25 protein-coding genes and 1 tRNA gene are annotated in these 25,013 nt (G+C 65.3%); 16 read left to right on the plus strand and 10 right to left on the minus strand.

Annotated features, from left to right (window positions below):
* The first annotated feature begins 123 nt into the window (after nucleotides 1-123).
* Entirely contained in the window at nucleotides 124-1,167 is a 1,044-nt protein-coding gene (gene hisC / locus B4383_RS12890) for a histidinol-phosphate transaminase (RefSeq protein WP_078290815.1), read from the plus strand.
* Here the strand turns inward: hisC and B4383_RS12895 are convergent.
* Nucleotides 1,164-2,435 carry a thioester domain-containing protein gene (locus B4383_RS12895; RefSeq protein WP_078290700.1) on the minus strand — a complete coding sequence of 424 codons (1,272 nt, stop codon included), beginning with the start codon at nucleotides 2,433-2,435 and terminating at the stop codon, nucleotides 1,164-1,166. The two genes, hisC and B4383_RS12895, sit on opposite strands and share 4 nt — an antisense overlap.
* Nucleotides 2,436-2,849: 414 nt before the next feature.
* Here B4383_RS12895 and B4383_RS12900 point away from each other — a divergent pair, with 414 nt between their 5' ends.
* Nucleotides 2,850-3,773, plus strand: a complete 924-nt coding sequence (locus tag B4383_RS12900; protein ID WP_078290701.1) for a family 2A encapsulin nanocompartment shell protein — start codon at nucleotides 2,850-2,852, stop codon at nucleotides 3,771-3,773.
* A complete protein-coding gene (locus B4383_RS12905; protein WP_078290702.1) occupies nucleotides 3,760-5,640 on the plus strand; it encodes a family 2A encapsulin nanocompartment cargo protein cysteine desulfurase in 1,881 nt (626 codons plus the stop codon). Before B4383_RS12900 ends, B4383_RS12905 begins: the two co-directional genes overlap by 14 nt.
* A gap of 76 nt (nucleotides 5,641-5,716) precedes the next feature.
* Here the strand turns inward: B4383_RS12905 and B4383_RS12910 are convergent, their stop codons facing one another.
* Genes B4383_RS12910 through B4383_RS12920 form a run of 3 tightly spaced genes read right to left on the minus strand, consistent with a single transcriptional unit; the run spans nucleotide 5,717 to nucleotide 7,507 of the window.
* Nucleotides 5,717-6,052, minus strand: coding sequence for a cupin domain-containing protein (locus tag B4383_RS12910; RefSeq protein ID WP_078290703.1), 336 nt, complete (start codon nucleotides 6,050-6,052; stop codon nucleotides 5,717-5,719).
* A complete protein-coding gene (locus B4383_RS12915; protein ID WP_078290704.1) occupies nucleotides 6,018-6,710 on the minus strand; it encodes a helix-turn-helix domain-containing protein in 693 nt (230 codons plus the stop codon). Before B4383_RS12915 ends, B4383_RS12910 begins: the two co-directional genes overlap by 35 nt.
* Nucleotides 6,707-7,507, minus strand: coding sequence for a class I SAM-dependent methyltransferase (locus B4383_RS12920; RefSeq protein ID WP_078290705.1), 801 nt, complete (start codon nucleotides 7,505-7,507; stop codon nucleotides 6,707-6,709). Before B4383_RS12920 ends, B4383_RS12915 begins: the two co-directional genes overlap by 4 nt.
* A 115-nt stretch (nucleotides 7,508-7,622) precedes the next feature.
* On the opposite strand from B4383_RS12920, the gene B4383_RS12925 reads away from it, so the two are divergent.
* The gene (locus B4383_RS12925) at nucleotides 7,623-8,144 is read left to right on the plus strand and encodes an OsmC family protein (protein WP_078290817.1); all 522 of its coding nucleotides are present in this window, start codon (nucleotides 7,623-7,625) and stop codon (nucleotides 8,142-8,144) included.
* A 143-nt stretch (nucleotides 8,145-8,287) separates the two neighbouring features.
* On the opposite strand, the gene B4383_RS12930 is transcribed toward B4383_RS12925, so the two are convergent.
* Nucleotides 8,288-8,374, minus strand: a tRNA-Ser gene (locus tag B4383_RS12930).
* Nucleotides 8,375-8,405: 31 nt separating this feature from the next.
* Nucleotides 8,406-8,909, minus strand: a complete 504-nt coding sequence (locus B4383_RS12935) for a MarR family winged helix-turn-helix transcriptional regulator (RefSeq protein ID WP_139360738.1) — start codon at nucleotides 8,907-8,909, stop codon at nucleotides 8,406-8,408.
* A 105-nt stretch (nucleotides 8,910-9,014) separates the two neighbouring features.
* Between B4383_RS12935 and B4383_RS12940 the strand changes: the two genes are divergently transcribed.
* Entirely contained in the window at nucleotides 9,015-10,001 is a 987-nt protein-coding gene (locus B4383_RS12940; protein ID WP_078290706.1) for an NAD(P)H-quinone oxidoreductase, read from the plus strand.
* A 24-nt stretch (nucleotides 10,002-10,025) separates the two neighbouring features.
* Here the strand turns inward: B4383_RS12940 and B4383_RS12945 are convergent, their stop codons facing one another.
* Nucleotides 10,026-11,222: a cysteine desulfurase-like protein gene (locus tag B4383_RS12945; RefSeq protein WP_078290707.1), complete on the minus strand. Its 1,197-nt coding sequence runs from the start codon at nucleotides 11,220-11,222 to the stop codon at nucleotides 10,026-10,028.
* A gap of 109 nt (nucleotides 11,223-11,331) precedes the next feature.
* Here B4383_RS12945 and B4383_RS12950 point away from each other — a divergent pair, with 109 nt between their 5' ends.
* Genes B4383_RS12950 through B4383_RS12975 form a run of 6 tightly spaced genes read left to right on the plus strand, consistent with a single transcriptional unit; the run spans nucleotide 11,332 to nucleotide 17,061 of the window.
* Nucleotides 11,332-13,308: a DUF6541 family protein gene (locus B4383_RS12950; RefSeq protein ID WP_078290708.1), complete on the plus strand. Its 1,977-nt coding sequence runs from the start codon at nucleotides 11,332-11,334 to the stop codon at nucleotides 13,306-13,308.
* A complete protein-coding gene (locus B4383_RS12955) occupies nucleotides 13,305-13,823 on the plus strand; it encodes a bacterial proteasome activator family protein (protein WP_078290709.1) in 519 nt (172 codons plus the stop codon). The genes B4383_RS12950 and B4383_RS12955 overlap by 4 nt, the downstream gene beginning before the upstream one ends.
* A gap of 2 nt (nucleotides 13,824-13,825) precedes the next feature.
* On the plus strand, nucleotides 13,826-14,614 hold the full coding sequence (locus B4383_RS12960) for an ABC transporter ATP-binding protein (protein ID WP_139360739.1): 789 nt from the start codon (nucleotides 13,826-13,828) through the stop codon (nucleotides 14,612-14,614).
* Nucleotides 14,607-15,548, plus strand: a complete 942-nt coding sequence (locus B4383_RS12965; RefSeq protein WP_078290710.1) for a glycosyltransferase family 2 protein — start codon at nucleotides 14,607-14,609, stop codon at nucleotides 15,546-15,548. Before B4383_RS12960 ends, B4383_RS12965 begins: the two co-directional genes overlap by 8 nt.
* The gene (locus B4383_RS12970; RefSeq protein WP_078290711.1) at nucleotides 15,545-16,378 is read left to right on the plus strand and encodes an ABC transporter permease; all 834 of its coding nucleotides are present in this window, start codon (nucleotides 15,545-15,547) and stop codon (nucleotides 16,376-16,378) included. The genes B4383_RS12965 and B4383_RS12970 overlap by 4 nt, the downstream gene beginning before the upstream one ends.
* Nucleotides 16,379-16,380: 2 nt before the next feature.
* Complete coding sequence (locus B4383_RS12975; protein WP_078290712.1) at nucleotides 16,381-17,061, plus strand: phosphatase PAP2 family protein; 681 nt, start codon at nucleotides 16,381-16,383, stop codon at nucleotides 17,059-17,061.
* Here the strand turns inward: B4383_RS12975 and B4383_RS12980 are convergent.
* The 3 genes from B4383_RS12980 to B4383_RS12990 all read right to left on the minus strand — a co-directional run bounded on the left by B4383_RS12980 (nucleotide 17,015) and on the right by B4383_RS12990 (nucleotide 19,712).
* Nucleotides 17,015-18,508: a bifunctional phosphatase PAP2/diacylglycerol kinase family protein gene (locus B4383_RS12980; RefSeq protein ID WP_078290823.1), complete on the minus strand. Its 1,494-nt coding sequence runs from the start codon at nucleotides 18,506-18,508 to the stop codon at nucleotides 17,015-17,017. The genes B4383_RS12975 and B4383_RS12980 overlap by 47 nt on opposite strands.
* 49 nt (nucleotides 18,509-18,557) lie before the next feature.
* Entirely contained in the window at nucleotides 18,558-19,139 is a 582-nt protein-coding gene (locus B4383_RS12985; RefSeq protein WP_078290825.1) for a hypothetical protein, read from the minus strand.
* Between the two features lie 108 nt (nucleotides 19,140-19,247).
* The gene (locus tag B4383_RS12990; RefSeq protein WP_078290713.1) at nucleotides 19,248-19,712 is read right to left on the minus strand and encodes a carboxymuconolactone decarboxylase family protein; all 465 of its coding nucleotides are present in this window, start codon (nucleotides 19,710-19,712) and stop codon (nucleotides 19,248-19,250) included.
* A 49-nt stretch (nucleotides 19,713-19,761) separates the two neighbouring features.
* On the opposite strand from B4383_RS12990, the gene B4383_RS12995 reads away from it, so the two are divergent.
* The 5 genes from B4383_RS12995 to B4383_RS13015 all read left to right on the plus strand — a co-directional run bounded on the left by B4383_RS12995 (nucleotide 19,762) and on the right by B4383_RS13015 (nucleotide 25,008).
* Nucleotides 19,762-21,195, plus strand: coding sequence for a PLP-dependent aminotransferase family protein (locus B4383_RS12995; RefSeq protein WP_078290714.1), 1,434 nt, complete (start codon nucleotides 19,762-19,764; stop codon nucleotides 21,193-21,195).
* A 40-nt stretch (nucleotides 21,196-21,235) separates the two neighbouring features.
* Nucleotides 21,236-22,090, plus strand: a complete 855-nt coding sequence (locus B4383_RS13000) for an alpha/beta hydrolase (RefSeq protein WP_078290715.1) — start codon at nucleotides 21,236-21,238, stop codon at nucleotides 22,088-22,090.
* A 244-nt stretch (nucleotides 22,091-22,334) separates the two neighbouring features.
* Nucleotides 22,335-22,748, plus strand: coding sequence for a GtrA family protein (locus B4383_RS13005; RefSeq protein WP_078290716.1), 414 nt, complete (start codon nucleotides 22,335-22,337; stop codon nucleotides 22,746-22,748).
* Between the two features lie 61 nt (nucleotides 22,749-22,809).
* Complete coding sequence (locus B4383_RS13010; protein WP_078290717.1) at nucleotides 22,810-24,210, plus strand: FAD-binding oxidoreductase; 1,401 nt, start codon at nucleotides 22,810-22,812, stop codon at nucleotides 24,208-24,210.
* A gap of 18 nt (nucleotides 24,211-24,228) precedes the next feature.
* Entirely contained in the window at nucleotides 24,229-25,008 is a 780-nt protein-coding gene (locus B4383_RS13015; protein ID WP_078290718.1) for a decaprenylphospho-beta-D-erythro-pentofuranosid-2-ulose 2-reductase, read from the plus strand.
* Nucleotides 25,009-25,013: the final 5 nt, after the last annotated feature.

Raw genomic sequence — 25,013 nt, forward strand, 5'->3', positions numbered from 1 at the left:
CGCCGAGGGCACAGAGTACAGGCCCGCGCGGCCGGAAGGCAAAGCCGTTGGTCGTCATCGGGCCCAACATGCACCGATAGTCTGATGGCCGTGTCTGATCCTCGTCGCGCAAGCGGCTCATCGGTGCCCGCGCGACTACGCCCCGAGCTGACCGAACTGCCGGCGTACACGCCGGGCCGCACCGTCCCCGGCGCCATCAAGCTGGCCAGCAACGAGACCGTGCAGGGACCGCTGCCCAGCGTCCGCGCAGCCATCGTCGAGGCCACCGCACGGATCAACCGTTACCCCGACAACGGGTACGCCGAGCTGCGCTCGCACCTGGCCAAACACGTGGACATGCCGCCCGAGCACATTGCGGTGGGATGCGGATCGGTAAGCCTGTGCCAGCAGCTTGTGCAGATCACCGCGACGGTCGGCGACGAGGTGCTGTTCGGCTGGCGCTCCTTCGAGACGTACCCCCTGGTGGTGCGCGTCGCCGGCGCCACCCCAGTCCAGGTGCCGCTGACCGACTACACCTACGACCTTGATGCCATGGCCGCCGCCGTGACAGACGCCACGCGGCTGATCTTCGTCTGCAACCCGAACAACCCGACCGGCACCGTGGTGCCGCCCGCCGCTCTGCGACGGTTCATCGAGACGGTACCGGCTCATATCCTCGTCGCGATCGACGAGGCTTACATCGAGTACGTGCGCGAGGACTTCACCGATAGCATCGCGCTGGTTCGCGAACACCCCAATGTGCTTGTTTTGCGCACCTTCTCAAAGGCATACGGCCTGGCGGGCCTGCGAGTGGGCTATGCGGTGGGCGATCCTGATGTGATCACCACACTGGGGAAGGTGTACGTGCCGTTCAGCGCATCCAGCCTCGCCCAGGCGGCCGCCGTGGCCTCGCTCGGCGCCGCGGAAGAGCTCCTCACCCGGACCAATGATGTTGTCGCCGAGCGCATCCGGGTAACCAGCGCACTCCGGGAGGCAGGGTATGACGTGCCACCTTCGCAGGCGAACTTCGTATGGTTACCGCTGGCCGAACGCTCGACGGAATTCGCGCAAGCCTCCGCAGAGGCTCGAATCATCGTGCGCCCTTTCGGAACCGACGGCGTACGGGTAACCATTGGGGCACCTGAGGAGAACGACGCGTTCCTTGAGTTCGCGCGCGCCTGGCGCTAGCTCACCCGCGATAGTTGTGTGGCCTCGGCCCACTCGACAGTGAGTTCGACGACCTCCCGCGCCTCCGGGAGTACCAATGCCAGTGGGGTCAGCGGCCCCGCAGCCACCCCGGTGAGTACGCGGGCGCGCGCTACCGGGTCCACCACCGAGACCGTCACCGCCGCAACGCACTCCGCGGGACGCACATAGAAGCGCGTACCTGAGTCCACCGGTCCCGTGAGCTCGGCCCCGGAGATGTCCATCGCCTTGGCGCCCTCGGAGAGTGAAAGCAGAACTGGACGCTGCGAATCCACCACAAACGGACCCATCAGGCCCGCGGCCATGACCGCCTGCGAGTCATCGATCGCGGGGGAATGGTCCGCCTGGCCGGCGGCGATCAGCGACTGCTCCAATAGGTATTGGTATAGCTGCACGACACGGTCGGCGTTGCGGTGGTTGCGCGCGTCATACAGCCAGAACTCGACATCCTCGACGTCATCGGTGCCACCCTGCACATACAGGCGATAGAAGCGATAACCAAGATCCGGTGCGCCATGCTGAGTTTCGGCGACCGTTGCGCCCACGCCCAATGTCTTGACGTATCGCGCCTCGCCTTCGGCGAAGCTCAACTCCGAGGAGGACACCTCGCGCCATACGGCGCCATTGACAGATGCGTGCAGCCGAACGCTGGCCGGCTTCTGCCCCGCACCGGTACGCACTGTGAGGCCGCCCAGCTGCGGGCGTTCCTTGAATTCAAACTCAATGAAGGACGGTGACTTACGGGTGGCCGTGGGCACGTTGCGCGCCACGGTGTCCAGCTCTACCCCGTTGGTGAGGAACCAGATGGCCGCCTGGGTTCCCGCGATAGCTTCGTGATCCTTGATATTGGCCTCACTCAGGTATCCGGCCGCGCGCAACTGGCGGCTCAGCTGCGCCGTCGACAACGCCGGGAACGAGTTGGCCAAGATCCAGGCGACCTGCGATTCGCGGGTGCGAGCCTGCAGGTTCGCCACCGACAGCCAGTCCGCCACCGCGTAGCCCGACGGCAGGTTGGGTGCGATCCCCGCGATATCCAGCGAGTACGCCGCGATGGTGGGGTTGAGGCGAATTAAATCTGTGCGAGCCGAAGTGCCGTCAGTGAACATGACCTCGTCCACGGTGGACGAATAGGTGCCCCCGCAGTACCTAGTGAGGCGCTGCGGGAGTACCTCGGCGTTGTGGCTGTGACGCCTCCCAGTGATGCGGGCGGATGGCCATTCGACGAGCGATAGCAAAGAATGAGTGGTCATGGGTTAATTGATCCTTGTGCCGGCGGATTGCAGCCCAGAAGCTCGATAACGTCGCAGGACGTTCTGCTGGGATGCCAGGGGCGGGGTTAGGGAATCAACAACAACAGCAACATACGGCGGCGCTGCGCGCCCCGAGGGTGTCGGCGCGCAGCCCGCTGATCGCCCGAAGTCGGTGCGATGGTGCGACGTGCTGCATGCATCCAGTCTACGGACGTCCGACCACCGGCCGGATTTTTGCCGCCTCGTCATCGCACGGCGGGCACGTCCGAAACGAATCCGCCGCGATGCAGCGTGCCAGCGAAACGGCGGTAGCGGAGTTCGGCGCACGGGTATTCGTTACCTGATGCGCCGGCTCTATCACGCTTAGGATTTCAGCCATCAGGTCTTGATCCATTCGCCCAGGAGGAAGCCGCCGTGCCCGCTGCCAAGAACGAATCTCAGGCCCTCGGCGATCTCGCCGCACGGCAGCTAGCCAATGCCACCAAGACCGTCCCTCAGCTGTCGACGATCACTCCACGGTGGCTGCTGCACCTGCTGAACTGGGTACCCGTCGAGGCGGGCATTTACCGGGTGAATCGTGTGATCAACCCCGACAAGGTTGCAATCCACAGCGAGGAGCAGGGCGAGGGCGAGGCCCCGCTGCCGCAGACCTACGTCGATTACGAGACCAACCCGCGCGAGTACACGCTGCGGACCATCTCGACGCTGCTCGACATCAACACCCGGGTCTCTGATCTGTACTCCAGCCCGCACGACCAGATCGCCCAGCAGCTGCGCCTGACCATCGAGTCCATCAAGGAACGTCAGGAAAGCGAGCTCATCAACAACGCCGAGTACGGCCTGCTGGCTCAGGCGACGCCGGAGCAGACCATCAAGACCCTCGGTGGCGCCCCCACCCCGGATGACCTGGACGCCCTGATCACCAAGGTGTGGAAGACCCCCGGCTTCTTCCTGACCCACCCGCTGGGTGTGGCGGCGTTCGGCCGCGAGGCCACCCGCCGCGGCGTGCCGCCGGTTGTGGTGAGCCTGTTCGGTGCGCAGTTCATCACCTGGCGCGGTATCCCAATCATCCCGTCGGACAAGGTTCCTGTGAAGGACGCCAAGACCAAGATCCTGCTGGTGCGCACCGGCGAGGAGCGCCAGGGCGTCGTCGGTTTGTTCCAGCCCGGTCTGGTCGGCGAGCAGGCGCCGGGTCTCTCGGTGCGGTTCACCGGCATCAACCGGTCGGCCATCGCCTCATACCTCGTCACCCTGTATTCGTCGCTGGCTGTGCTGACCGATGACGCGCTTGCCGTTCTTGACGATGTGCAGGTGGACAAGTTCCATGTCTACAAGTGACGCGATCCCTGTAACCGACAGCCCACCTGGCTTCCCATCTGCGGCAGAGCTGTCGGCCTTGGCCACTCAGCTGTTCTGGGAGGCGACACCTTCCGGAGCACCGGGTATCGACACTCCGGGACCGGCGGTACCCGTCGCGCCCCGGGGCACCGTCCCGGACGCGACTGCGGGGTCGTCCGCGGCAGCCACGGCGGGCTCGTTGGCCAGTCCGTATGCACTGGCACCGGTGGCGGACGCCCTGTCGACGGCGACGGTGGCCCCACCGGTTACGGCCTTCGGTTCGGCGACCCCCGACGGTATTCCCGGAGCGGTGCCGGTGGCTCCGCGCGGTAGTGGCGGTGACCTGACGTCGGGCACCTCCGCCGCACACACCGCCGTAACTGGTTATACGACAACAGATCTCGCCGATTTCGCCGTTCCCTCGGGGCTGGTTCCAACGATCCCCGGGGTGCTCGCAACCCCCTCGGTGAACTCCGGGGCACCCGCCGCCGCCTCACCTCGCGTGGCTCCGTACTCGGAGGCACCCAGTGTGCCGAACCTGGGTTGGACGACCCCGGTGGCACCGACCGGCGGCGACGAGGCGACCTACTACTTCTTGGGAGGGCCACCGGCTGCGGCACCAATTCACGAAGACGCGCGCGCCTTCGATGTCGCGTCGATTCGGGCGGATTTCCCGATCCTGTCCGAAACAGTGAACGGTAAGCCACTGATCTGGTTCGACAACGCCGCGACCACACAGAAGCCGCAGTCGGTGATCGATCGGCTGGTGCACTTCTACCAGCACGAGAACTCGAATATCCACCGTGCCGCACACGAATTGGCTGCACGGGCCACCGACGCGTACGAGGATGCCCGTGGCTCCGTCCGCAAATTCCTGGGCGCCGAGGCGGACGAGAACATCATCTTCGTGCGCGGGGCCACCGAGGCGATCAACCTGGTGGCGCACGCGTGGGGCGGCAAGAACCTCGGGCACGGGGACGAGATCGTCATCACCCACTTGGAGCACCACGCCAATATCGTTCCGTGGCAGCAGATCGCGAAGAAGACCGGCGCCGTCATCAAGGTGGCCCCGGTGGACGACGCCGGTAACCTGCTGCTGTCCGAGCTGGAAGACCTGGTCGGTCCGCGCACCAAACTGGTTGCGGCCACCCAGGTTTCCAACGCGCTGGGCACGGTGACGCCCGCCAAGCAGATCGTCGAGATCTCACATCGCTATGGCGCACGCGTGCTCATCGACGGCGCGCAATCGGTACCACACCTCACGGTGAACCTCCAGGAACTCGGCGCCGATTTCTTCGTCTTCTCGGGTCATAAGATCTACGGCCCCACCGGGATCGGCGTGCTGTACGGCAGCGAGGACGCGTTGGCGGAGACACCACCATGGCAGGGCGGCGGCAACATGATCGCCGATGTCACCCTGGAGCGTGCGGTGTTCCAGGGTCCGCCCAACAAGTTCGAGGCGGGCACCGGCAACATCGCCGACGCCGTCGGACTGGGTGAGGCAGTGCGGTATGTGGAGCGCATCGGAATCAAGCGGATCGCTGAATACGAGCATGCGGTGCTGGAGTACGCCACACCGCAGTTGGCCGCGATCCCCGGCGTAACGCTGGTCGGAACGGCGGATCACAAGGCATCGGTGCTGTCATTCGTGCTCGACGGGCACGATCCGGTGGAAGTTGGCAAGGCGCTCAACGCCGACGGCATCGCGGTGCGCGCCGGACACCACTGCGCGCAGCCGATTCTGCGCCGGCTGGGGCTGGAGCAGACGGTGCGGCCGTCGTTCGCGTTCTACAACACCTTCGACGAGATCGACGTCTTCATCGACGCGGTGCGGCGACTGGCGGAAAGCGGCGGGCCCAAGGCGTAGAGCAGCGTTCGTCGAGCGCATACCGCGCGCAGGCATCTCATCGAAATGCCCTGCACCTGGTATGCACTCGGCGAGCTCAGCCCGCCCGGCCCACCACTGTCAGCAGCACCGCCGAGTCTTCGACCGCGGTGAGGTCATGCCGCTCTTGCGGGATTACCACGTAGTCGCCGGTGTCCAGCGCGGCCTTCACGGTCGCCGTCGCGAGCTCCACCCGCCCACTGAGCACTAATAAGGTTGCCTCGCCTGGATTTTCGTGTTCGGCAAGCTTGTGACCGCCTGCGAGAGCCAGCACCACCTGCCTCAACACATGGCCGCTGCTGCCGTGCACGGTGTGCGCCGCCCGGCCGCTGTGCGCGTTCCGCGCTGTTTCGGCCTGCTCATCCCCTAGAGCCGTTATCGAGATGACATCCATGACTATCTCCCTTCACCTGTGGATCCAGAGTCAGACTGACCGTGCAGTCGCCGTGCCCGGCATCGGGTGACACGGTGACCTGAAACTGCCCGCCCACCGCGTCGGCGTTGACGTCAAGAACTTCCTGGATGAGACCCCGTTGGATCCCGCGGACCACTTCCGGGGCCGTCGTGGCGATCTCGGCGAGTGGGCAGGAACAGATCTGCACGGTGATTCGACCAAAGGACATCAGCGTGGAGTGCACTGTAAACCCCAGTTCGCCAAGGGTTTCCACGACTAGATCGGCCGCGGGGATCGCGGCCCGGTGGCGCGCCACGTTCACCCGATGTGCTAGATCGGCCCCAACCAGCGCCGCACGCGATTCACGCTCAACGGGGGTGCCACCGAGATGGACTGCGAACAGCGACACGACATCGGCGTAGTCGAGCCGTGGGGCGATCGCGTAGGCGAGGCTGGGCCTGCCTGCTTTCTGGCCGGCACCGCTACCGCGCCGGACGATCTGCCCCTGCTCTTCCAGGGTCTTGAGGTGGAAGCGCACCGTGGTGATGTGGATTCGCAGCCTATCGGCAATGTGCTGTACGCCGATCGGCTGCGGCGCCTCCCGCAACAGCACGAGCACCCGGTCGCGCTGTTGGCCCGCTTTGCGGTTACCGGTCATTGGGGCCGGACGCCCACTACTGCGACCGCCGTCAACGCGTCGCTGTGTTCACGAAATGTACGGCGCATGGCAAGCACTCGCTTGCGCGCGCCACCATGCAGGAGAACGTTTTTCACCAGCCGCAGGGCTCCGATAATGCCCTCGTCGGCGATGACGCGCCGTGGGCTCAACAGCGCCATCGCCGCCCGGTCGGTGCTCACCACCTCGAATCCCGAGGCACTGAGCAGCTCACTCCACTCGGCCACGGTGAGCGGCCGTGCGTTGACTTTGATCGAGCGGGCCAGAGCCCGGCGAATCTCGTCCTTAGTGGCCGCGTCCACGGAGTCCGGTGTCAGCCCGAGCTCGTGAATCGCGTACCGCCCGCCCGGCCGTAACACCCGGTAGGCCTCGTCCACAATGGCCTGCTTGGCCTTGTCGCTCTGCATCGTCAGCATCGCCTCGCCCACGACGACGTCGGCGCTCGCGTCGGGCAGACCCGTACTGGCGGCGTCCGCGACAATCACGCGCCCACCACACGATGCGACGACATTGCGCACCGATTCAGTGGCCGCCGCGGTGTCATCGACACCGACATAGGACCGCGGGTGCAGCGCCGCGATGTCGCGCGCAGTCCGGCCCAGCCCGGGCCCGAGTTCGACCACATCGGCATCAGTCACCTTCCCGGCGGCCAAGAGCCGGGTGGTCAGTTCACGCCCTCCCGGGCGCAGTACGCGCTTGCCCAGCCGTGCCAGCAGCCAGTGGCCGGGAAGGTCTTCATCCCTGCGCCCAGCCAGCGGAAGCGTTTCCCTGTCAGCCATAACTCCAATTTAGAGGATAACTCTCCTTTTAAATACCCCTACGTTCCCGCAGCATTGGATTCACCACGGACGCAACCCTCCCGGCGCGGCGGTTACCCGACTAATGTCACCACGCGTGACTGCCTCGACAACGTCCCTCAACGCGATCACCGATGCGACCCGAGAGGCCGTCGCCGACAAACCCAGCGCCGCCACGGTGGTGTTCAAGGCGTCCGCCCAACCAGAGGGCACGGTCGGTAGCGAGATCACCCTGGGCAAGTACCGCGTCCACGTCGACGAGCCACCAAGCCTCGGCGGGCAGAACACAGCCCCCAACCCTGTCGAGTATTACCTGGCATCGCTGCTGTCCTGCCAGGTGGTGACCTACCGATTCTGGGCGGAAAGACTAGGGATTCAAGTCGATTCACTCAGCGCCAGCGCCGAGGGCGACCTCGATGTCCGCGGATTCTTCGGCTTGGACGACAGCGTCCGCCCCGGCTTCCAGCAGATCCGCGTCACGGTGACGGTCTCCGGGCCGGACAGCGACGAGCGGTACCGCGAACTTCAGGAAGCCGTGGACGCGCATTGCCCGGTGCTGGACCTGACCACCGGCTCCACTCCTGTGCACACACAACTCATCACGCGGCCGCGGTCGTAAATCTGTTGCCGGGTGCGGAGCCTCCCTGGCAGCATCAGCGGCGCCCGCCCTAGACCGCGCTAACCGGTACGTGCGGTCCGCTGCTCACGCAGCTGGCGAGGGAGGCAGCCCGTTCGAGCCGGGCCGGGACCCAAGCGTAAGAGCGGTGGCGGAGGGATTTGAACCCCCGGACGGTGTTAGCCGTCTCTCGCTTTCAAGGCGAGTGCATTAGGCCGCTCTGCCACGCCACCGTGCGCAAGCCTAGCGGCTCCGCCAGGCGGCCTACTCCCCGCCGCGGCCCTCCCCGTCCCTGAGCGCGTCCTCGGCGCCCTCACCGACGCGCCGGAAGCTCTCCGCGATGGCGGCCTGCTGTGCCCGGGTCAGTCGGGTCAGGTAGTGCTCGCGGACGCATTCGGCGTAGGTGGACATTGCCGCCTCGCCGAGGGTGCGGCCCTGCTCGGTGAGCGCCGCCAGCACCGCCCTGCGGTCCTGCGGCATCGACCCACGCTTCACCAGCCCCTGCCCCTCCAGACGGCGCACTTGATGCGTGATCCGGCTACGCGAGGCCAGCAGGCTGGTAGCGATATCCCCCATCCGGCAGCTTCCGTTAGCTGATCGCAACAATTGTTGCAGCACCTGGAAGTCGGTCAACGAAATACCGTGCGATGCAACCATTTTCCGGTTCAACAAGAAGTGCAACCGATTAGTCGCCACCCAAAAGTTTTGCCACGAACGAAATTCGGCGAGGTCAAGTCCCGGGACTTCACTCTCCGAACGTGTACTCATACACAATCCCCCCTTCCGCCGACCAAGCTGCGGCCCCGACCGCGCCTCCATACGCAGCGTCTGATAACCCGGTGACCACCCATAGCTCGGCATAGTCTGGATGTTATGCACGCTATCACCGTTGACCAGCCAGGTGGGCCAGAAGCGCTGTGCTGGACCGAAGTTGCCGACCCAACTCCAGGACCAGGCGAAATACTGATCGATGTCACCGCCTCCGCAGTCAACCGTGCGGATCTGCTGCAACGACAGGGCTTGTATCCGATGCCGCCCGGTGCGAGCCACATACTCGGCCTCGAATGCTCCGGAACCATTGGCCAGGTTGGCTCGAATGTCACAGAATGGACTGTGGGGCAACATGTCTGTGCGCTACTGTCCGGCGGTGGGTATGCCGAGAAAGTGGTGGTACCCGTCGGCCAGTTGCTGCCGATTCCGTCAAATGTCGATCTTGACGTCGCAGCCGCACTACCCGAAGTCGCGTGCACCGTGTGGTCGAATCTGGTGATGACGGCGAGAATGGCTGCCGGACAATCCATCCTAATCCATGGCGGCTCCAGCGGTATCGGCACGCACGCCATTCAAGTGGCTAAGGCACTCGGTGTGCGGGTTGCCGTGACCGCCGGCACACCTGACAAACTCGACGCCTGCGGCGATCTTGGTGCCGACCTGACGATCAACTACCGGGACACAGATTTTGTACAGGCGGTTCGCAACTTCACCGACGGCGCCGGCGTCGACCTCATCCTCGACATCATGGGAGCGAAATACCTGGATCGTAACGTCGATGCTCTGGGCAACGACGGTCACCTGATCATCATCGGTATGCAAGGCGGCGCAGTGGCAGAGCTGAACATCGGCAAGCTGATCACCAAGCGCGGCTCCGTCACCGCCACCACCCTGCGCGGGCGGCCGCTGGACGGGCCATCCGGCAAGGCCGCCATCGTCGAGTCCGTCACGCAAAACCTGTGGCCACTCGTCGAGGCGGGGAAAGTCCGGCCGATCGTGGGTGCCGAGATCCCGATAAGTCAGGCCGCCGAGGCGCATCGCCTGCTGGAGCGCGGGGAGGTCGTGGGGAAGGTGCTGCTCACGCTCTGAGCCGTCGAGGCAAGGCCACAGCGATCAGCCCAGCGAGGCCACCGCACGCACCAGCTGGTCAACCTCGGCGGCGGTCGAATAGTGGCCCAAGCCAACCGTTATCGCGCCGCCGATCTCGTTCACGCCGATGGCGTCGAGCACCCGCGAACTGGTGTTGGCGATCGCGCACACCCCGTTGTCCGCCAGGCGCTGCACCACCCGGTCAGCCGGAATCCCGATCACCGTGAAGCTGAGCGCGGGAATCCGGTCCTCGGGAGCACCGATGACCATGACGCGCGGCAGGGTGCGCAGCGCGCTCACCAGATACCGGAACAACCAATCCAAATACGCGCCCGCCGAGTTCAGGGACGTCAGCAGCCGCTCACGCCGGGTACCCGAGGCGGATTCGTCCAAACCAGCCAGGTACTCGACGCTGGCGACCAGGCCGGCCAACATCGCGAACTGATGCCCGCCCAGCTCCAGTCGCGCGGGCCCGCTCGCCAACGGGTTGAGCGAAATCGAACTGATCGAATCCAGCAGCGCAGGATCCCGGAAGACCAACGCGCCCACCGGCGGTCCACCCCAGGCCGTCGCGTTGAAGGCGACAACATCAGCGTCCAGATCCTCGATATCGAAGGCGCGATAGGGCACCAGGCTCGAGCAGTCCATCACCACGAGACCACCGACCGCGTGCGCCAGCTTGGTGGCCTGCTGCAGATCAGGCACCGTGCCCAGGGTCGAAGAAGCCGCCGTCACCGCCACCAGCCGGGTCGGATTGGTAATCAACGACTCCCACTGCCAGGACGGCAGATCACCGGACTCGATGTCGACCTCGGCCCATTTGACCTTGGCGCCGTACCGGTTGGCCGAACGCAGCCACGGCTGCACATTGGCCTCTTCGTCGAGCCGGGACACCACCAGCTCATAGCCGAGCCCCGCCTTGGAGGACGATCCCTCCGCCAGGGAGTTGAGCAGAACGGCGCGGTCACTGCCCAACACCACCCCGCGCGCATCGGCACCCACCAGATCGGCGGCCGCGTGCCGAGCAGCCTCGAGGACGGCGGCACTGCGCCGGGCGCTAGGGTGCGGCCCCCGCGTGTCGGAAAAGGATCCGCGGAACGCTGTGGATACAGTCGTAGCAACCGCATCGGGGATGAGCATCCCGGCTTGGGTATCGAAATGTACCCATCCGTCGCCGAGAGACGGGTGCAAACCGCGCACCCGGGCGACGTCATAAGCCATGCCAGACACCTTAGATGCTCACTACAGGTCACGGCGCTGAACCCGTCGTTGCGCCACGTCCCGACGGACGACGGTCCACGGCGCCGTCTCGTGTAGTCATACTAGAGCAATGTCGTTCGCTTTCGGGGTGGCTGCGGCACTGCTGTTGCTGTTAATCCCAGGCTGGCTGATTGGCCGAGCCTTCGGGCTACCAACGCATTCGGCCGCCCTCACCGCACCTGCATTGACCTATGGGCTAGTTGGGCTGTGCATCGTCACCTTCGGCTCAATCGGCATACCGTGGAACTCAGTTTCCGCCGGGTTTGCGCTTCTCGGCGCGATCGCCATCGCGCGGCTGATCTGGCGCCGACTGCGGCCGAAAGAGCACGCCGAACAATTCCCGTCACAAAATCGTGCGGCGCTCATCGCGGTCACGTTCGGCATCGCGATCGGGACCGCGCTCATCTTCTACGCGTTCCTGCGCGGGCTGACCAACTGGCAATCGATCCCGAGCACCTGGGACTCGATGTGGCACGGAAACACCATCCGCTACATCCTCGACACCGGGCAAGCATCGTCGACCCGAATGGGTGACCTCCGCAACGTCGAGACGCATGCCACCCTGTACTACCCGTCGGCCTTCCACGGGCTGGCCGCGGTGCTCTGCCAACTGACCGGCGCGGCTCCCACCACCAGCTACACGCTGTACGCGGTGGCCGGGTCGCTGCTCTTCCCACTCAGCGCGGCGGCGCTGACCTGGCAGATGCTGCGCGGCCGTACCAGCCGCACCTTCCAGGCCGGTTCCGCGGCCACCGCTGCCGCACTCGCGGCGTCGTTCACGGCGCTGCCCTATGTGGAGTTCTACGTCGCGGCCGTCCCGAACCTGGTGTCCTTCGCCCTGGTGGGCCCCGTCGTGATCGCCGTCACGAGTGTGGTCGCCGACCGCAGCCGCATACCGGTGGCCGTCCTGGCGTTCGTGGGGATCGCCTCGGTACACACCTCCGGCGCCATTGTGGCGGTGGTCTTCGTGGGAGCCTGGTGGCTCTTCGCACCACTATCCCGGCGCCGGGGCAAGGAACAAAAAGTAAAGCCCCGCTTGGGAAGTGGTTTTGCCCCGTTGGCCATCGCCGGCCTTGCTTCGCTGGTGCTGCTCTACCCGCAACTGCGCACGCTGCTGCAACTGTCCGAGATCATCGCCGGGCACCAGTTCGCCACACCGTGGGGCAAGAAGCGCGCGCTGCTGGACGCCCTCACACAGCACACCCGACACCTTGCCGACTACCCCGTGCAGTCCGCACTGCTCTGGCTCGCCCTTCTTGGCGCGGTCGTACTGATCGCGAAGCGGGTGTACTGGCCGATCGCTGTCTGGCTGCTGCTCATCGTTGCGATTGTCCACTCCTCCAGACCTTTTGGCGGTTTCATCGGCCATGCGGTGGCCCTGTTCTCCGATGCCTTCTACAGCGACCCGCGCCGGTTAGCGGCCATCGTGTGTCTGCTGCTGGCGCCGGCCGCCGGGATCGGTCTGTTCACGCTGGCCTACGCCGTGCTGACGAGGGTGCAAGGGGAGCGCACGCGAAAGTGGGCGCTGGTCGCCACGGCGATCGTGCTGGCCGGAACCTGCAGCTTCTCCGCACGGCACTACTTCCTACCGCACAAGTACCTCCTCGGCGCCAAATACGACCAGGTGATGGTCGGTCCCACGAAGCTCGACGCCTTCGCGTACCTGGCGACCCTGCCCGGCGCCAGGGACACCACTGTCGGCGACGGAAACGTGGACGGCTCGGGCTGGATGTACGCGGTGGCGGGGCTGCATCCGCTGTGGACGCACTACGACTTCCCGCAGCAGCAGGGCCCGGGATATCACCGGTACATCTTCTGGGCCTACGCCGACGATGCCGATACCGACCGGCGCGTGATCGAGGCTGTGCACGCGCTGAACATTCGCTATGTCATGACCAGCACTCCCGTGGTCCAGGGGTTCAAGGTTCCCGACGGACTAAGGTCGTTGGACAGATCCCGATCATGGAGAAAGCTGTACGACAGCGGCGCTGCCCAGATCTACGAATGGGCGGGCGACCAGAAACCACAGGCGGAAGGTGACAGATGACCCATCCCGGTCAGGACGCTGACGACGACCAGGTGATCATTCTGGGCGCCGACGATTCCGACAAGGGCGCCGACGGTGCGGACGACGACCCGTCCATCACCGATCTCGTCGAGCAGCCCGCCAAGGTGATGCGCATCGGCACGATGATCAAGCAACTCCTCGAGGAAGTGCGTGCGGCTCCCCTCGATGAACCCAGCCGATCCCGGCTGCGCGAAATCCACGCCGCCTCCATCCGCGAGCTGGAAGACGGGCTCGCACCCGAGCTCCGCGAGGAGCTGAAGCGGCTAACCCTGCCGTTCCTCGAGGACACCGTTCCGTCCGATGCCGAGCTGCGTATCGCGCAGGCACAGTTGGTCGGCTGGCTGGAGGGCTTGTTCCACGGCATCCAGACTGCGCTCTTCGCCCAGCAGATGGCGGCACGCGCGCAGCTTCAGCAGATGCGTCAAGGTGTTCTGCCCCCGGGGCTTTCCGTACCCGCGCAGGGCGGCGGCAGCGGCACCGGTCAGTATCTGTAGCCGTGGTCAGTATCCAGACCCACGAAGCGTGGGTGGAATTCCCGATATTCGACGCCAAGTCACGGTCTCTGAAGAAGGCCTTCCTGGGCAAGGCGGGTGGCGCGATTGGCCGCAACGAGTCGAACGTGGTGGTCATCGAGGCCCTGCGGGACATCACGCTGTCTCTCAAGGAGGGCGACCGGATCGGGCTTGTCGGCCACAACGGTGCGGGTAAATCGACTCTGCTGCGCCTCCTTTCGGGAATCTACGAACCCACCCGGGGCAGCTCGTCCATCCAGGGCAGGGTCGCGCCGGTGTTCGACCTGGGTGTGGGCATGGATCCGGAGATCTCCGGGTACGAGAACATCATCATCCGCGGCATGTTCCTGGGGCAGACCCGCAAGCAGATGCAGGCCAAGGTCGACGAGATTGCCGACTTCACCGAGCTGGGCGAGTACCTCTCCATGCCGCTGCGCACGTACTCCACCGGTATGCGTGTTCGCCTGGCCATGGGCGTCGTCACCAGCATCGACCCGGAGATCCTGCTGCTCGACGAGGGCATCGGTGCTGTCGACGCCGAGTTCATGAAGAAGGCGCGAATTCGGTTGCAGCAGTTGGTGGAACGCTCCGGCATGCTCGTCTTCGCCAGCCATTCCAACGAGTTCCTGGCCCGTCTGTGCAACACGGCGATGTGGATCGACCACGGCACGATCAAGATGAGCGGTGGAATCGAGGACGTGGTCCGCGCCTACGAAGGCAATGAGGCCGGCGATCACGTGGCCCAAATCCTCGCCGAAGACCGCCATGAATGACACGGCCAGCGGGGTTGTTGCCGTCGTCGTCACCTATCGGCGGACCGCGGAACTGGCCGAGTCGCTGAAGATCGTCACAGCACAGACCGCCACGCCGGACCATGTTGTGGTGGTGGACAACGACAACGACCCTGCGGTCAAGGCTCTGGTCGATGGTCAACCCATTGCCACCACATACCTGGGCTCTCGCCGAAACCTGGGGGGCGCAGGAGGATTCGCGCTCGGCATACTCCACGCCCTCACGCTCGGCGCCAACTGGGTATGGCTTGCCGACGACGACGGCCGCCCCGGCGGCACCGATGTTCTGGAGACGCTGTTGGCCTGCGCCCGTAAGCATCGCCTCGCCGAGGTGTCGCCGATGGTGTGCGATATCGACGATCCCGGTCGGCTGGCGTTTCCGCTGCGGCGCGGGCTCGTGTGGCGGCGACGGGTCGAGGAGCTTCGCACCGAAGCCGGTCAAGATCTGTTGCCCGGCATCGCCTCGCTGTTCAATGGCGCGCTCTTCCGTGCCGAAACCCTGGAGGCCGTGGGCGTTCCCGACCTACGGCTGTTCGTACGCGGCGACGAGGTGGACGTACATCGGAGGCTCGTGCGTTCGGGCCTACCGTTCGGGACCTGCCTGGATGCCACATATCTGCACCCCAACGGTGCGGCCGAGTTCAAACCGATTCTGGGCGGGCGCATGCACACCCAGTACCCGGACGATGCCACCAAGCGGTACTTCACCTACCGCAACCGTGGCTACCTGATGTCCCAGCCAGGCATGCGCAAGCTGCTCCCTCAGGAATGGGTGCGCTTCGGCTGGTACTTCCTGATCACCCGACGCGACCCTGCTGGCCTACGTGACTGGATTGCCTTGCGGCGCTTGGGCCGACGCGAGCAGTTCGGCAGACCGACCAACCCGACTCCTTCGGTGCAGGAGACTGAGAAATGACGAACGAACTGCTGGAGTTGTCGTCGGACTCCCGGACCTTCAAGCGCGCGTGGCGTGATCTGTCCGACGGCTTCGAACATCGACAGCTGTGGCTACAGCTGGGCTGGCAGGACATCAAGCAGCGCTACCGGCGATCGGTGCTGGGCCCGTTCTGGATCACCATCGCCACCGGGTCGACGGCCCTGGCCATGGGCATCCTGTACTCGCAGCTGTTCAAGCTCCCCCTGGCAGAACATTTGCCTTATGTGACCATCGGTTTGATCGTCTGGAACCTGTTCAACGCCGCGATCCTGGAGGGGGCGGACGTCTTCGTCGCGAACGAGGGACTGATCAAGCAGTTGCCAACACCGCTGAGCGTGCACGTGTACCGGCTGGTGTGGCGGCAGCTATTGCTGTTCGCGCACAACATCATCATCTTCCTGGTGGTCGTCGCCGTGTATACGCCGCACTGGCATGTCACCGACCTGAGTTTCATCCCCGCGCTGGTGTTGATCACGTTGAATTGTGTGTGGGTTTCACTGGTTTTCGGCGTGCTGGCCACCCGCTATCGGGATATCTCACCGCTGCTGGGCAGCCTGGTGCAGCTGCTGTTCTTCATGACGCCGATCATCTGGAACGAGAACATGCTAGGAGAGCGCGTCGGCAAGCTGGCCACGGTGGTGCAGCTCAACCCGTTCGTGCATTTTCTGGCCATCATCCGCGATCCGCTGCTCGGACTCGATCAGCAGGTCCACCACTGGATCATCGCGGGCGCCATCACCGTCGTCGGTTGGACGGTGGCGATCCTGGTGATGCGCCAGTACCGCGCGCGTGTGCCGTACTGGGTGTAGTCATGTCACAGATAAGCGGCCGGGAGCGCCGATGGCTGCTGGTGTCCGCCGGCGCTGCCTTCCTCGTGTTCGCATTGCTCTGGCTGGGCTATGCCCAACAATGGAATTGGCTGACTCGGCTGGATATCTCAGCGCTGGCATCCGCGCATGACTATGGAATCGCTCATCCTGGGTGGGTCACCGCCTGGGATGTGTTCGCCACCGTCTTGGGCCCGGGTGCATTCCGCATCGCAGTGGCTGGCGTCATCTTCGTGCTGCTGGTGCGGCGCCAGCGGCCCGCGGCGGTGTTCTTGCTGATCACCGTGGAGCTGAGCGCGCTGGTGACCGAGCTGGCGAAACTGCTGGCGGGCCGCCCGCGCCCGGCGACCAGGTTGGTCGACGCGTACGGATCCTCGTTCCCATCTGGACATGCCCTGGGCGTCATGGTCGGTGTGCTGGCATTGCTCACGGTGTTCCTGCCGACAGCGGTTGCCGCGCTGCGCCCCTGGCTCGGGGTGCTCGGCGGTGTGCTGATTCTGGTGATCGGTGTCAGCAGAGTTCTGCTCAACGTCCACAACCCCTCGGATGTGCTGGCGGGGTGGGTGTTGGGCTACGCGTACTTCGTCACCTGCCTGCTCGCGTTGCCGCCGTGGCCCCTCAGGGCAGCGGACGCAGCACAGCCAGCGCCCGGTAACGAACCGTGAAGTGGGCCTCCGCAAGCTTGTCGCCGGCTTCGCCGTCGCGCGCGAGCGCAGTCGGGCCGTCCACCGCGGTAAAGGAAAACTCGGGCACCTGCAGCTCGTGATAGAGCGGGCTGCGCTGAAGGCGCCCGAGCGCCAGCGCCGTCACGATCCGCACCGTACTGAACTTACGGCCGGTCTCCAAGATGCGCACATCGATGAGGCCATCGTCCAAGCGGGGTCGCAGCGACGGGGCGAAACCCGATGGCAGATAAGCAGAATTACCCAGGAAAAACAGCGATGTCTGGACGGTCTTGTTGTCGAACCGAATACGCACCGGGTGCTCGCGGCGCAGCATGCGCAGCATCGCGTAGACACTCGCCAGCGGCTTGCCTGTCCGGTGCTCTATCTTCTCGCGTATCTGCACGAACTTCGGGTACGCGCCGATGCTCGCGGTGTTGATAACCACCTGGCTCTCGTTTAGGTAGACCAGGTCGACGCGGCTGGCGCTGCCCCGGCGGATGGCATCGACGGTCTTGGCCACGCTCTCGCAGCCGATGTCCTTGGCGAAGTGGTTGAACGTGCCGCCGGGAAAAACTGCGAGCGGGGTATCGGTCTCGGCGGCAACGCCTGCGGCACACGCGACGGTGCCATCGCCACCGCCCACCGCAAGCACCTCGGCCCGGCGTGCCGCGCTGCGCATCACCTCGATGAGGTCATCGCCCTTGTTCAGTTCGACGATCTCGGTACGGGGCAAGGCCTTGCGCACCTGGTCCAGAATCCGCTGACCGGTGCCGTCACCGGAGGCCGGGTTGACCACCAACACCACACCCTCGCCCTCGGGGCGCGGGGCGGTATCCACCCGCAGCGGGTCCGCCCCGGGCAACGCCGTCTGCGTAATCGGCGGCACCACGCGGGCACCCAAGACCGCTATCCCGGCACCAATCCCGAACCCCGCGAACACATCACCGGGGTAATGGACGCCGGTGGCCACCCGGGACAGGCCGACCAGCCCGGCCAGCAGCGAGAGCCCCAGGCCCAGCGGCGGGCTCTCAAGACCGACGCCCACCGCGAAGGCCGCCGCGCTCGCCGAATGGCCCGAGGGAAGCGACGAGGATGTGGGCAGGCGCCTGCTGCGCCGCACCAGCGGCACCGACATGTGGTCCGGCCGCGCACGTCGCCTCAGTCGTTTGGCCACTTGGTTGGTGAGCACACTCGTCACTGCCAGTGACAACAGCCCACGTGTAGCGCCGCGCTGCACGGCCGGCTTGCCAAACATCGCCAACCCGACACCGATACCGATCCAGAGCTTGGAATGGTCGGCGGCGCGAGTGAGCCGCGGCATGACGGTATCCAGCAGCGGGCTCGGTGACTCCGCGATCGCTTCGAACACTTCTCGGTCGAGCGTGCCGAGACCGTCGCCTATCTGTCGCAGACCACGCAGAGAACGTCGAGACACTAGGAAACCCATGGAATTCAACATATCCACGCCTGGGCCGTGGATAGTCCGCGTGCCGGTATCAGCAGCTGACCGCGGGCGGCTTGGCTCCGGCCCGGAACGACACGTGCACGTGATCCATATGGTTCGCGGTCGGGCTGCCGCGGTTCTCCATCATCGACCAGCCGTTGCCGTCGTTGTACCGCTGCTGCCAGATCACGTACGTCACGCCCAGCCGGTCACGGTTGGCGAGCACAAAGCTCGCAAGCGCGCTACCGGTCGCGGTGGAGCCCGTCATGAAGTCCAGCGCCAGACCGCGACCGTGATCCCCGCCGCCGCCACGCCCGCTGGCACCGCCGATGTCACCGATACCGAACATCGTCTTCAAGAAGTTTCCCGCCTGCGCCACCGCCGGCTGTGCGCCCGCCAACACGGTCGAACACGGCTTGATGGCTCTGGCTCTGGCCTCCAGGGCCAGCGCCTCCGCCGAGACATAGCGTCGGTCCCGCTGGGCACGCGGCAGGTCGGCGATGAGCACGATCGCACGTTGTTCGGGCTTGATCGACAGCTGAACATCCGGCTTCCCGACTTCGCTCACGACCCCCATCACGGCAGCACCGGCAACGAGCGACAGCGCGAGACCCGCGACGCGCGAGAGCGGCATCGCGGGCCTCTTCTCACCGTCTTTCGCACGCCATCTCGCCAAGATCACCTGGTCAGATTACGAAACGATCACGCTTCTGTCACGCCGACTGCAAAGAATGTGGCAAATTTAGCCACGCTTCGGAGGTGCGTTGCGGGTAGTGACAGCGATGCGATTCCAGGCGTTGATCGTCAGGATCATCCCGATGATCTGCCCGAGCTCGCGTTCGGTGAAGATCGCCGCCGCCCGCGCATAGGTGGCATCAGACACATGCTCACCAGCGGAAAGGACGGTCGCCTCCTCGGTCAGCGCCAGCGCGGCCTTCTCACGTTCGGTGTAGATATCGCCGGCCTCGGCCCAGGCGTTCAGCAGGTAGATCCGCTGCTCGGTCTCACCCTGCTTGCGGGCATCGTGGGTGTGCATATCGAGACAGAACGCACAGTGATTGAGCTGGGATGCGCGGATCTTGATCAGCTCGGCGAGGCCGGGTTCGACGTCCTTGGCCGAGGCGATACTCAGCGCCATCATGGCCTCGTAAACCTCGGGCGAGACCTTCTCCATACGAATTCTTGGGGCATTCAGGGTGCTTGTCATGCCTTAACGGTAGAAGCAGAAAGACCCATTATCATGGTTCAATTCACGCATGAGTTCGTGGGCCAATTTGGGAACATCGGAGCCCCGCCCTCTCAGCCATGATCTACATCTCGACTTGCGTCACGCCATCACCCCCGGTGCCCGCGGCGTACGGGATGTATTGATCACCGCGCTACGTGAGGCGGTCCGGTCCGGTCGACTGACGGTGGGGGCTATGTTGCCGCCCTCGCGCACCCTGGCCATCGACCTCGGACTCGCGCGGAACACCGTCGCCGAGGCCTACGCGGAGCTCGTCGCCGAAGGATGGCTCGAATCGCGGCAGGGCTCGGGAACCCGGGTGCTCAATCGTGGCCAGAGCCAGCTGCCGCCGCGATCACGCGGAGCGGGCTCTCCCCCACCGCACAACCTCTTGCCCGGCTCCGGGGACGTCACCGCCTTCCCCCGCACAGACTGGGTCACCTCCGTCCGCCGTGCGCTGAGCAACGCTCCGCACGAGGCCCTGCGTGCGGGGGACCCGCGTGGCCGTCTCGAATTACGCTCTGCTGTGGCCGAATACGTGGGCCGGGTGCGGGGCGTGCGAACTTCACCCGATTCGGTTGTCATCTGCGCGGGCACCCGTCATGCCGTGGAGATCCTCACCCGCATGTATGGGCTGACCCGGCCGATCGCCCTGGAAGCTTACGGGCTCTTCATCTTTCGCGACTGCATCGAAGCGATAGGGGGCTCCAGCATCCCGATCGGATTCGACGAGGAGGGCGCCGTGGTCAGCGACCTTGACACCCTCGACGTGCGCGCCGCCATGATCACCCCCGCCCACCACTTTCCGCACGGGTTGCCGCTGCACCCGGCACGGCGCACCGCGGTGGTGGACTGGGCACGCCGCACCGACTCCTACGTCCTGGAAGACGATTACGACGGCGAGTTCCGATACGACCGTCAGCCCGTCGGCGCGCTACAAAGCCTCGATCCCGACCACGTCGTGTATCTCGGCTCGGCGAGCAAGAGCCTGGCCCCCGTACTACGCCTGGGATGGATGGTGCTGCCGCCGGACCTGGTGGATGCCGTCGTGGCGGCTGCCGGCGGCGGGCAGTGGTACGTCGACGCGATCTCGCAGCTGACCATGGCGGACTTCATCGCCAATGGCCACTACGACCGGCATATCCGGCGGATGCGCGGTCGGTACCGACACCGGCGCGACCTCCTCGTCGAGCGACTCTCGGACTACAACGTCGGAGTCCGGGGACTGTCTGCCGGCTTGCACCTGCTGCTGACGCTGCCCGACGGCGCGGAGCCCGACGTGCTGTACCGAGCCGGTGAGGCGGGCGTGGCCCTGGCCGGGCTATCGCGGCTGCGGCACCCTCAGGCCGGTCCGCACATCCCCGATCCGGACGGGGTTGTGGTCAGCTTCGGCACGCCGGCCGATCATGGTTTCGCGCCGGCCGTAGAAGCGCTGTGCGGCGTGCTGGCGTCCGCGGGCCTCTAGAGCGGCCGGATGGCACCGTCTGGCAGCGCCGTGCCTCGTCATGGCAGCAGGTCAGCGCCATGGTCAAAGCATGCCTACTTTCGAGTCTTCCGCCGGCCCTCTCCACTACCGCGATAACGGGGACGGCCCTCCGATCGTCTTCGTGCATGGTGTCTTTGTCACCGGGACCGTGTGGCGCAAGGTCGTCGAACCGCTGAGTCGGCGGTTCCGCTGCATTGCACCGGATCTTCCCCTCGGTGCGCACCAAACCCCGATGAGTCCGAGCGCGGACCTCAGCCCTCGCGGTGTGGCCGGGCTGATCCGCGAGCTCATCGAGACCCTCGATCTCAACAACGTCACCATTGTCGCCACCGACACCGGCGGGGCCATCACCCAACTGCTGCTCGCCGACGGCTGCGACCGGATTGGACAGGTGGTGTTGACGCCCGTCGACTCGTTCGACAACTTCCTGCCGAAATCGATTCGCGTCCTGCAGTACTGGGCACGGACCCCGGGAACCGATTTCATCCTGCGGCCTTATGCCCTCAAAACAGTGCAACGAATCGTCGGAAAGACGCTCGCCAAGTTCCCGATTCCCGACGAGATACTCGGCGAGTGGGTCCGTCCCTTGCTGCAGCAGAAGGGCGTGCGCCGCGATGTACGCGCATTCCTCAGCCGGATCGACCACCGCGACACGCTGGCCGCCGCAGAGACACTGCGCACCTTCGATAAGCCGGTGCTGCTGCTCTGGCCGCGCACGCTGCCGTTCTTCCCGTTCGCACATGCGCAACGGTGGGTGCAGCTACTGCCTAACGCGAAACTCGTGGAGGTCCCCGACAGCTACACCTTTGTCAGCGAGGACCAGCCCGCGCTCATGGTGAAGGAGATCGAGGCGTTCGTCCCGCAACGAGTGTGAGCGGTTACTCGTCCTCTTTGGCGTGGTCGGCGACTCCAGGGTTGGGATCGCGCGACAGGTCGATCAGCGGATCAATGCCTTCGCCCTCGGCCCGTTCGTGCCTTCCGTGCTCTGGAGTCGTCATGGCTGCCCCTCACGCGTCGATGTTCCAGCAATCCTTCGCGACCCTACCTGCGCGCGGAAAGTCGTGCGCGGGGTCCCGTGATTGGCGCTGTGGGACGACACCTGACATAGGCTCTGGCCCGTGTCAGATGCCCCAGCCGAGCAGGCTCAGCTGTCGCTGACCACTCAAGCGGCCCGATTCGTCCTCACCGGCGGGCTCTCGGCCATTGTCGACTTCGGGCTGTACGTGCTGCTGCTGCACGTCGGCCTCCAGGTCAATGTCGCCAAATCCATTAGCTTTGTGGCGGGAACCACAACCGCGTACCTGATCAACCGGCGCTGGACCTTCCAGGCCGAGCCCAGCCGCGCCCGGTTCATCGCGGTGATGGCTCTCTACGGCCTGACCTATGCCGTCCAGGTCGGCATCAACTATGTGTTTTACATACAGTTCGAGGACAAACCCTGGCGGGTTCCGGTGGCCTTTGTCATCGCCCAGGGGACCGCGACAGTCATCAATTTCATCGTGCAGCGCGCCGTGATTTTCCGGCTGCGCTGAGTCGTCCCCCGGTCGCTTCGCTCCTACCCTCCGATCGGCTCAAGTACGCTTTTTCACTGATATGTCTACAGACCTTCCCCTGACCCCGCGCGCACTGACCGGGTTCGGCCGCACCGCACCCACCGTGGCTCACGTGCTCTCCACACCCGATGTCGATCTGATCGCCGAGGCCGTGCGCCGGGTCGCCGACGCGAGCGCGACCAGCCCCTCGCATTTACGCCGCGGCATCGTCGCCCGCGGCCTGGGCCGCTCCTACGGCGATCACGCGTGCAACGGCGGCGGGATCGTCGTCGACATGACTCCGCTCAACAAGGTGCACTCGATCAGTGCCGAGACCGCCATCGCCGACGTCGACGCCGGTGTGAGCCTGGATCAGCTGATGAAGGCCGCACTCCCCTTCGGCCTGTGGGTGCCGGTGCTGCCCGGCACTCGCCAGGTCACCGTGGGCGGTGCCATTGGCTCGGATATCCACGGCAAGAACCATCACAGCGCCGGCAGCTTCGGAAACCACGTGCTATCCCTGGACCTGCTGATGGCTGACGGCCAGGTGCACACGATCGCCCCCGACGGACCGGACAGCGCGCTGTTCTGGGCCACCGTCGGCGGCAACGGGTTGACGGGCATCGTCGTGCGCGCCCGCATCGCCATGACGCGCACCGAAACGGCGTACTTCATCGCCGACGGTGTCGCCACCCGGGACCTGGATGAGACCATCGCGGTGCACCAGGACGGCAGCGAGGACAAGTACACGTACTCGAGCGCCTGGTTCGACCTGATCAACCCGCCGCCCAAGCTGGGCCGCGCCGCAGTCAGCCGCGGAAGCCTTGCGCGGCTGGACCAGCTGCCCGCGAAGCTGGCCAAGGACCCGCTCAAATTCACTGCGCCGCAACTGCCCGGCTTCCCCGACCTCTTCCCGGTCAACTTCATGATCAAGCCGTCTCTCATGGCGATCGGCGAGGCGTTCTACCGGATGAGCGGTAACTACCAGGGCAAGATCGTCAATCTGACGCAGTTCTATCACATGCTCGACATCACAACCGGATGGCAATACGCCTACGGCCCAGCGGGTTTCGCGCAGCACCAGTTCCTGGTGCCGCCCGATGCGCTCGACGAGTTCAAGGGCATCATCCGGTGGATCCAGACCCAGGGCCAGTACTCGGCGCTCAACGTCTTCAAGCTCTTCGGCCCGGGCAACAAAGCGCCGCTGAGCTTTCCGATGAAGGGCTGGAATGTCGCCATGGACTTCCCCAACAAGCCCGGCGTCAACGAGTTCCTCAACGAACTCGACAACCGCGCCATGGAATTCGGCGGCCGGGTGTACACCGCCAAGGATTCACGCGTGAACGCGGAGAAGTTCCACAAGATGTACCCGCGCGTCGACGAGTGGATCGCCACCCGACGCAAGGCCGACCCCCACGGCGTGTTCGCCTCCGACATGGCTCGCCGCCTCGAGCTGCTCTAGAAAGGCTTCAGCCACACAATGATTGACGCAACGGGTAACCCCCAGACCATCCTGCTGCTCGGCGGTACCTCGGAGATCGGCCTGGCCATCGTCGAGCGCTACCTCAAGAACGCCAAGGCCCGCGTCATCCTGGCCGACCTGCCCAACGCACCCAAGCGCGAGGCGGCCATCGCGCAGATCGAGGCCGCCGGAGCCAAATCCGTCGAATACCTGGACTTCGATGCCGTCGACACCACGAGCCACCCCGCCCTCATCGAATCCGCTTGGGCACAGAGCGATGTGGATGTCGCCATCGTCGCCTTCGGCGTCCTCGGGGACGCCGAAGAGCTCTGGCAGAACCAGGCCAAGGCAGTGCTCAGCGCACAGGTCAACTACACCGCCGCCGTCTCCGTCGGCGTGCTGATCGGCCAGAAGATGAAGGCACAGGGTTTCGGCCAGGTCATCGCGATGTCCTCGGTTGCCGGTGAGCGAGTACGCCGCTCGAATTTTGTCTACGGCTCGACCAAGGCCGGCCTCGACGGGTTCTACCTCGGCCTCGGAGAAGCGCTGCGCGAGTTCGGCGTCCACGTGCTGGTGGTACGCCCGGGCCAAGTACGCACCACCACGACGATCGAACACTGGAAGGCCACCGGCGCCAAGGAGGCTCCGTTCACGGTCGACAAAGAGGAGATCGCCGAGCAGGTGGTGACGTCAGCCGCCGCGGGCAAGGAGCTGATCTGGGCGCCCGGCCAATGGCGCTTCGTGATGTCGGTGCTGCGCCACGTGCCGCGCCCCATTTTCCGCAAGTTGCCCGTGTAATCACG

It is taken from the genome of Mycobacterium sp. D16R24, from assembly GCF_002013385.1.
Classification (GTDB): domain Bacteria; phylum Actinomycetota; class Actinomycetes; order Mycobacteriales; family Mycobacteriaceae; genus Mycobacterium.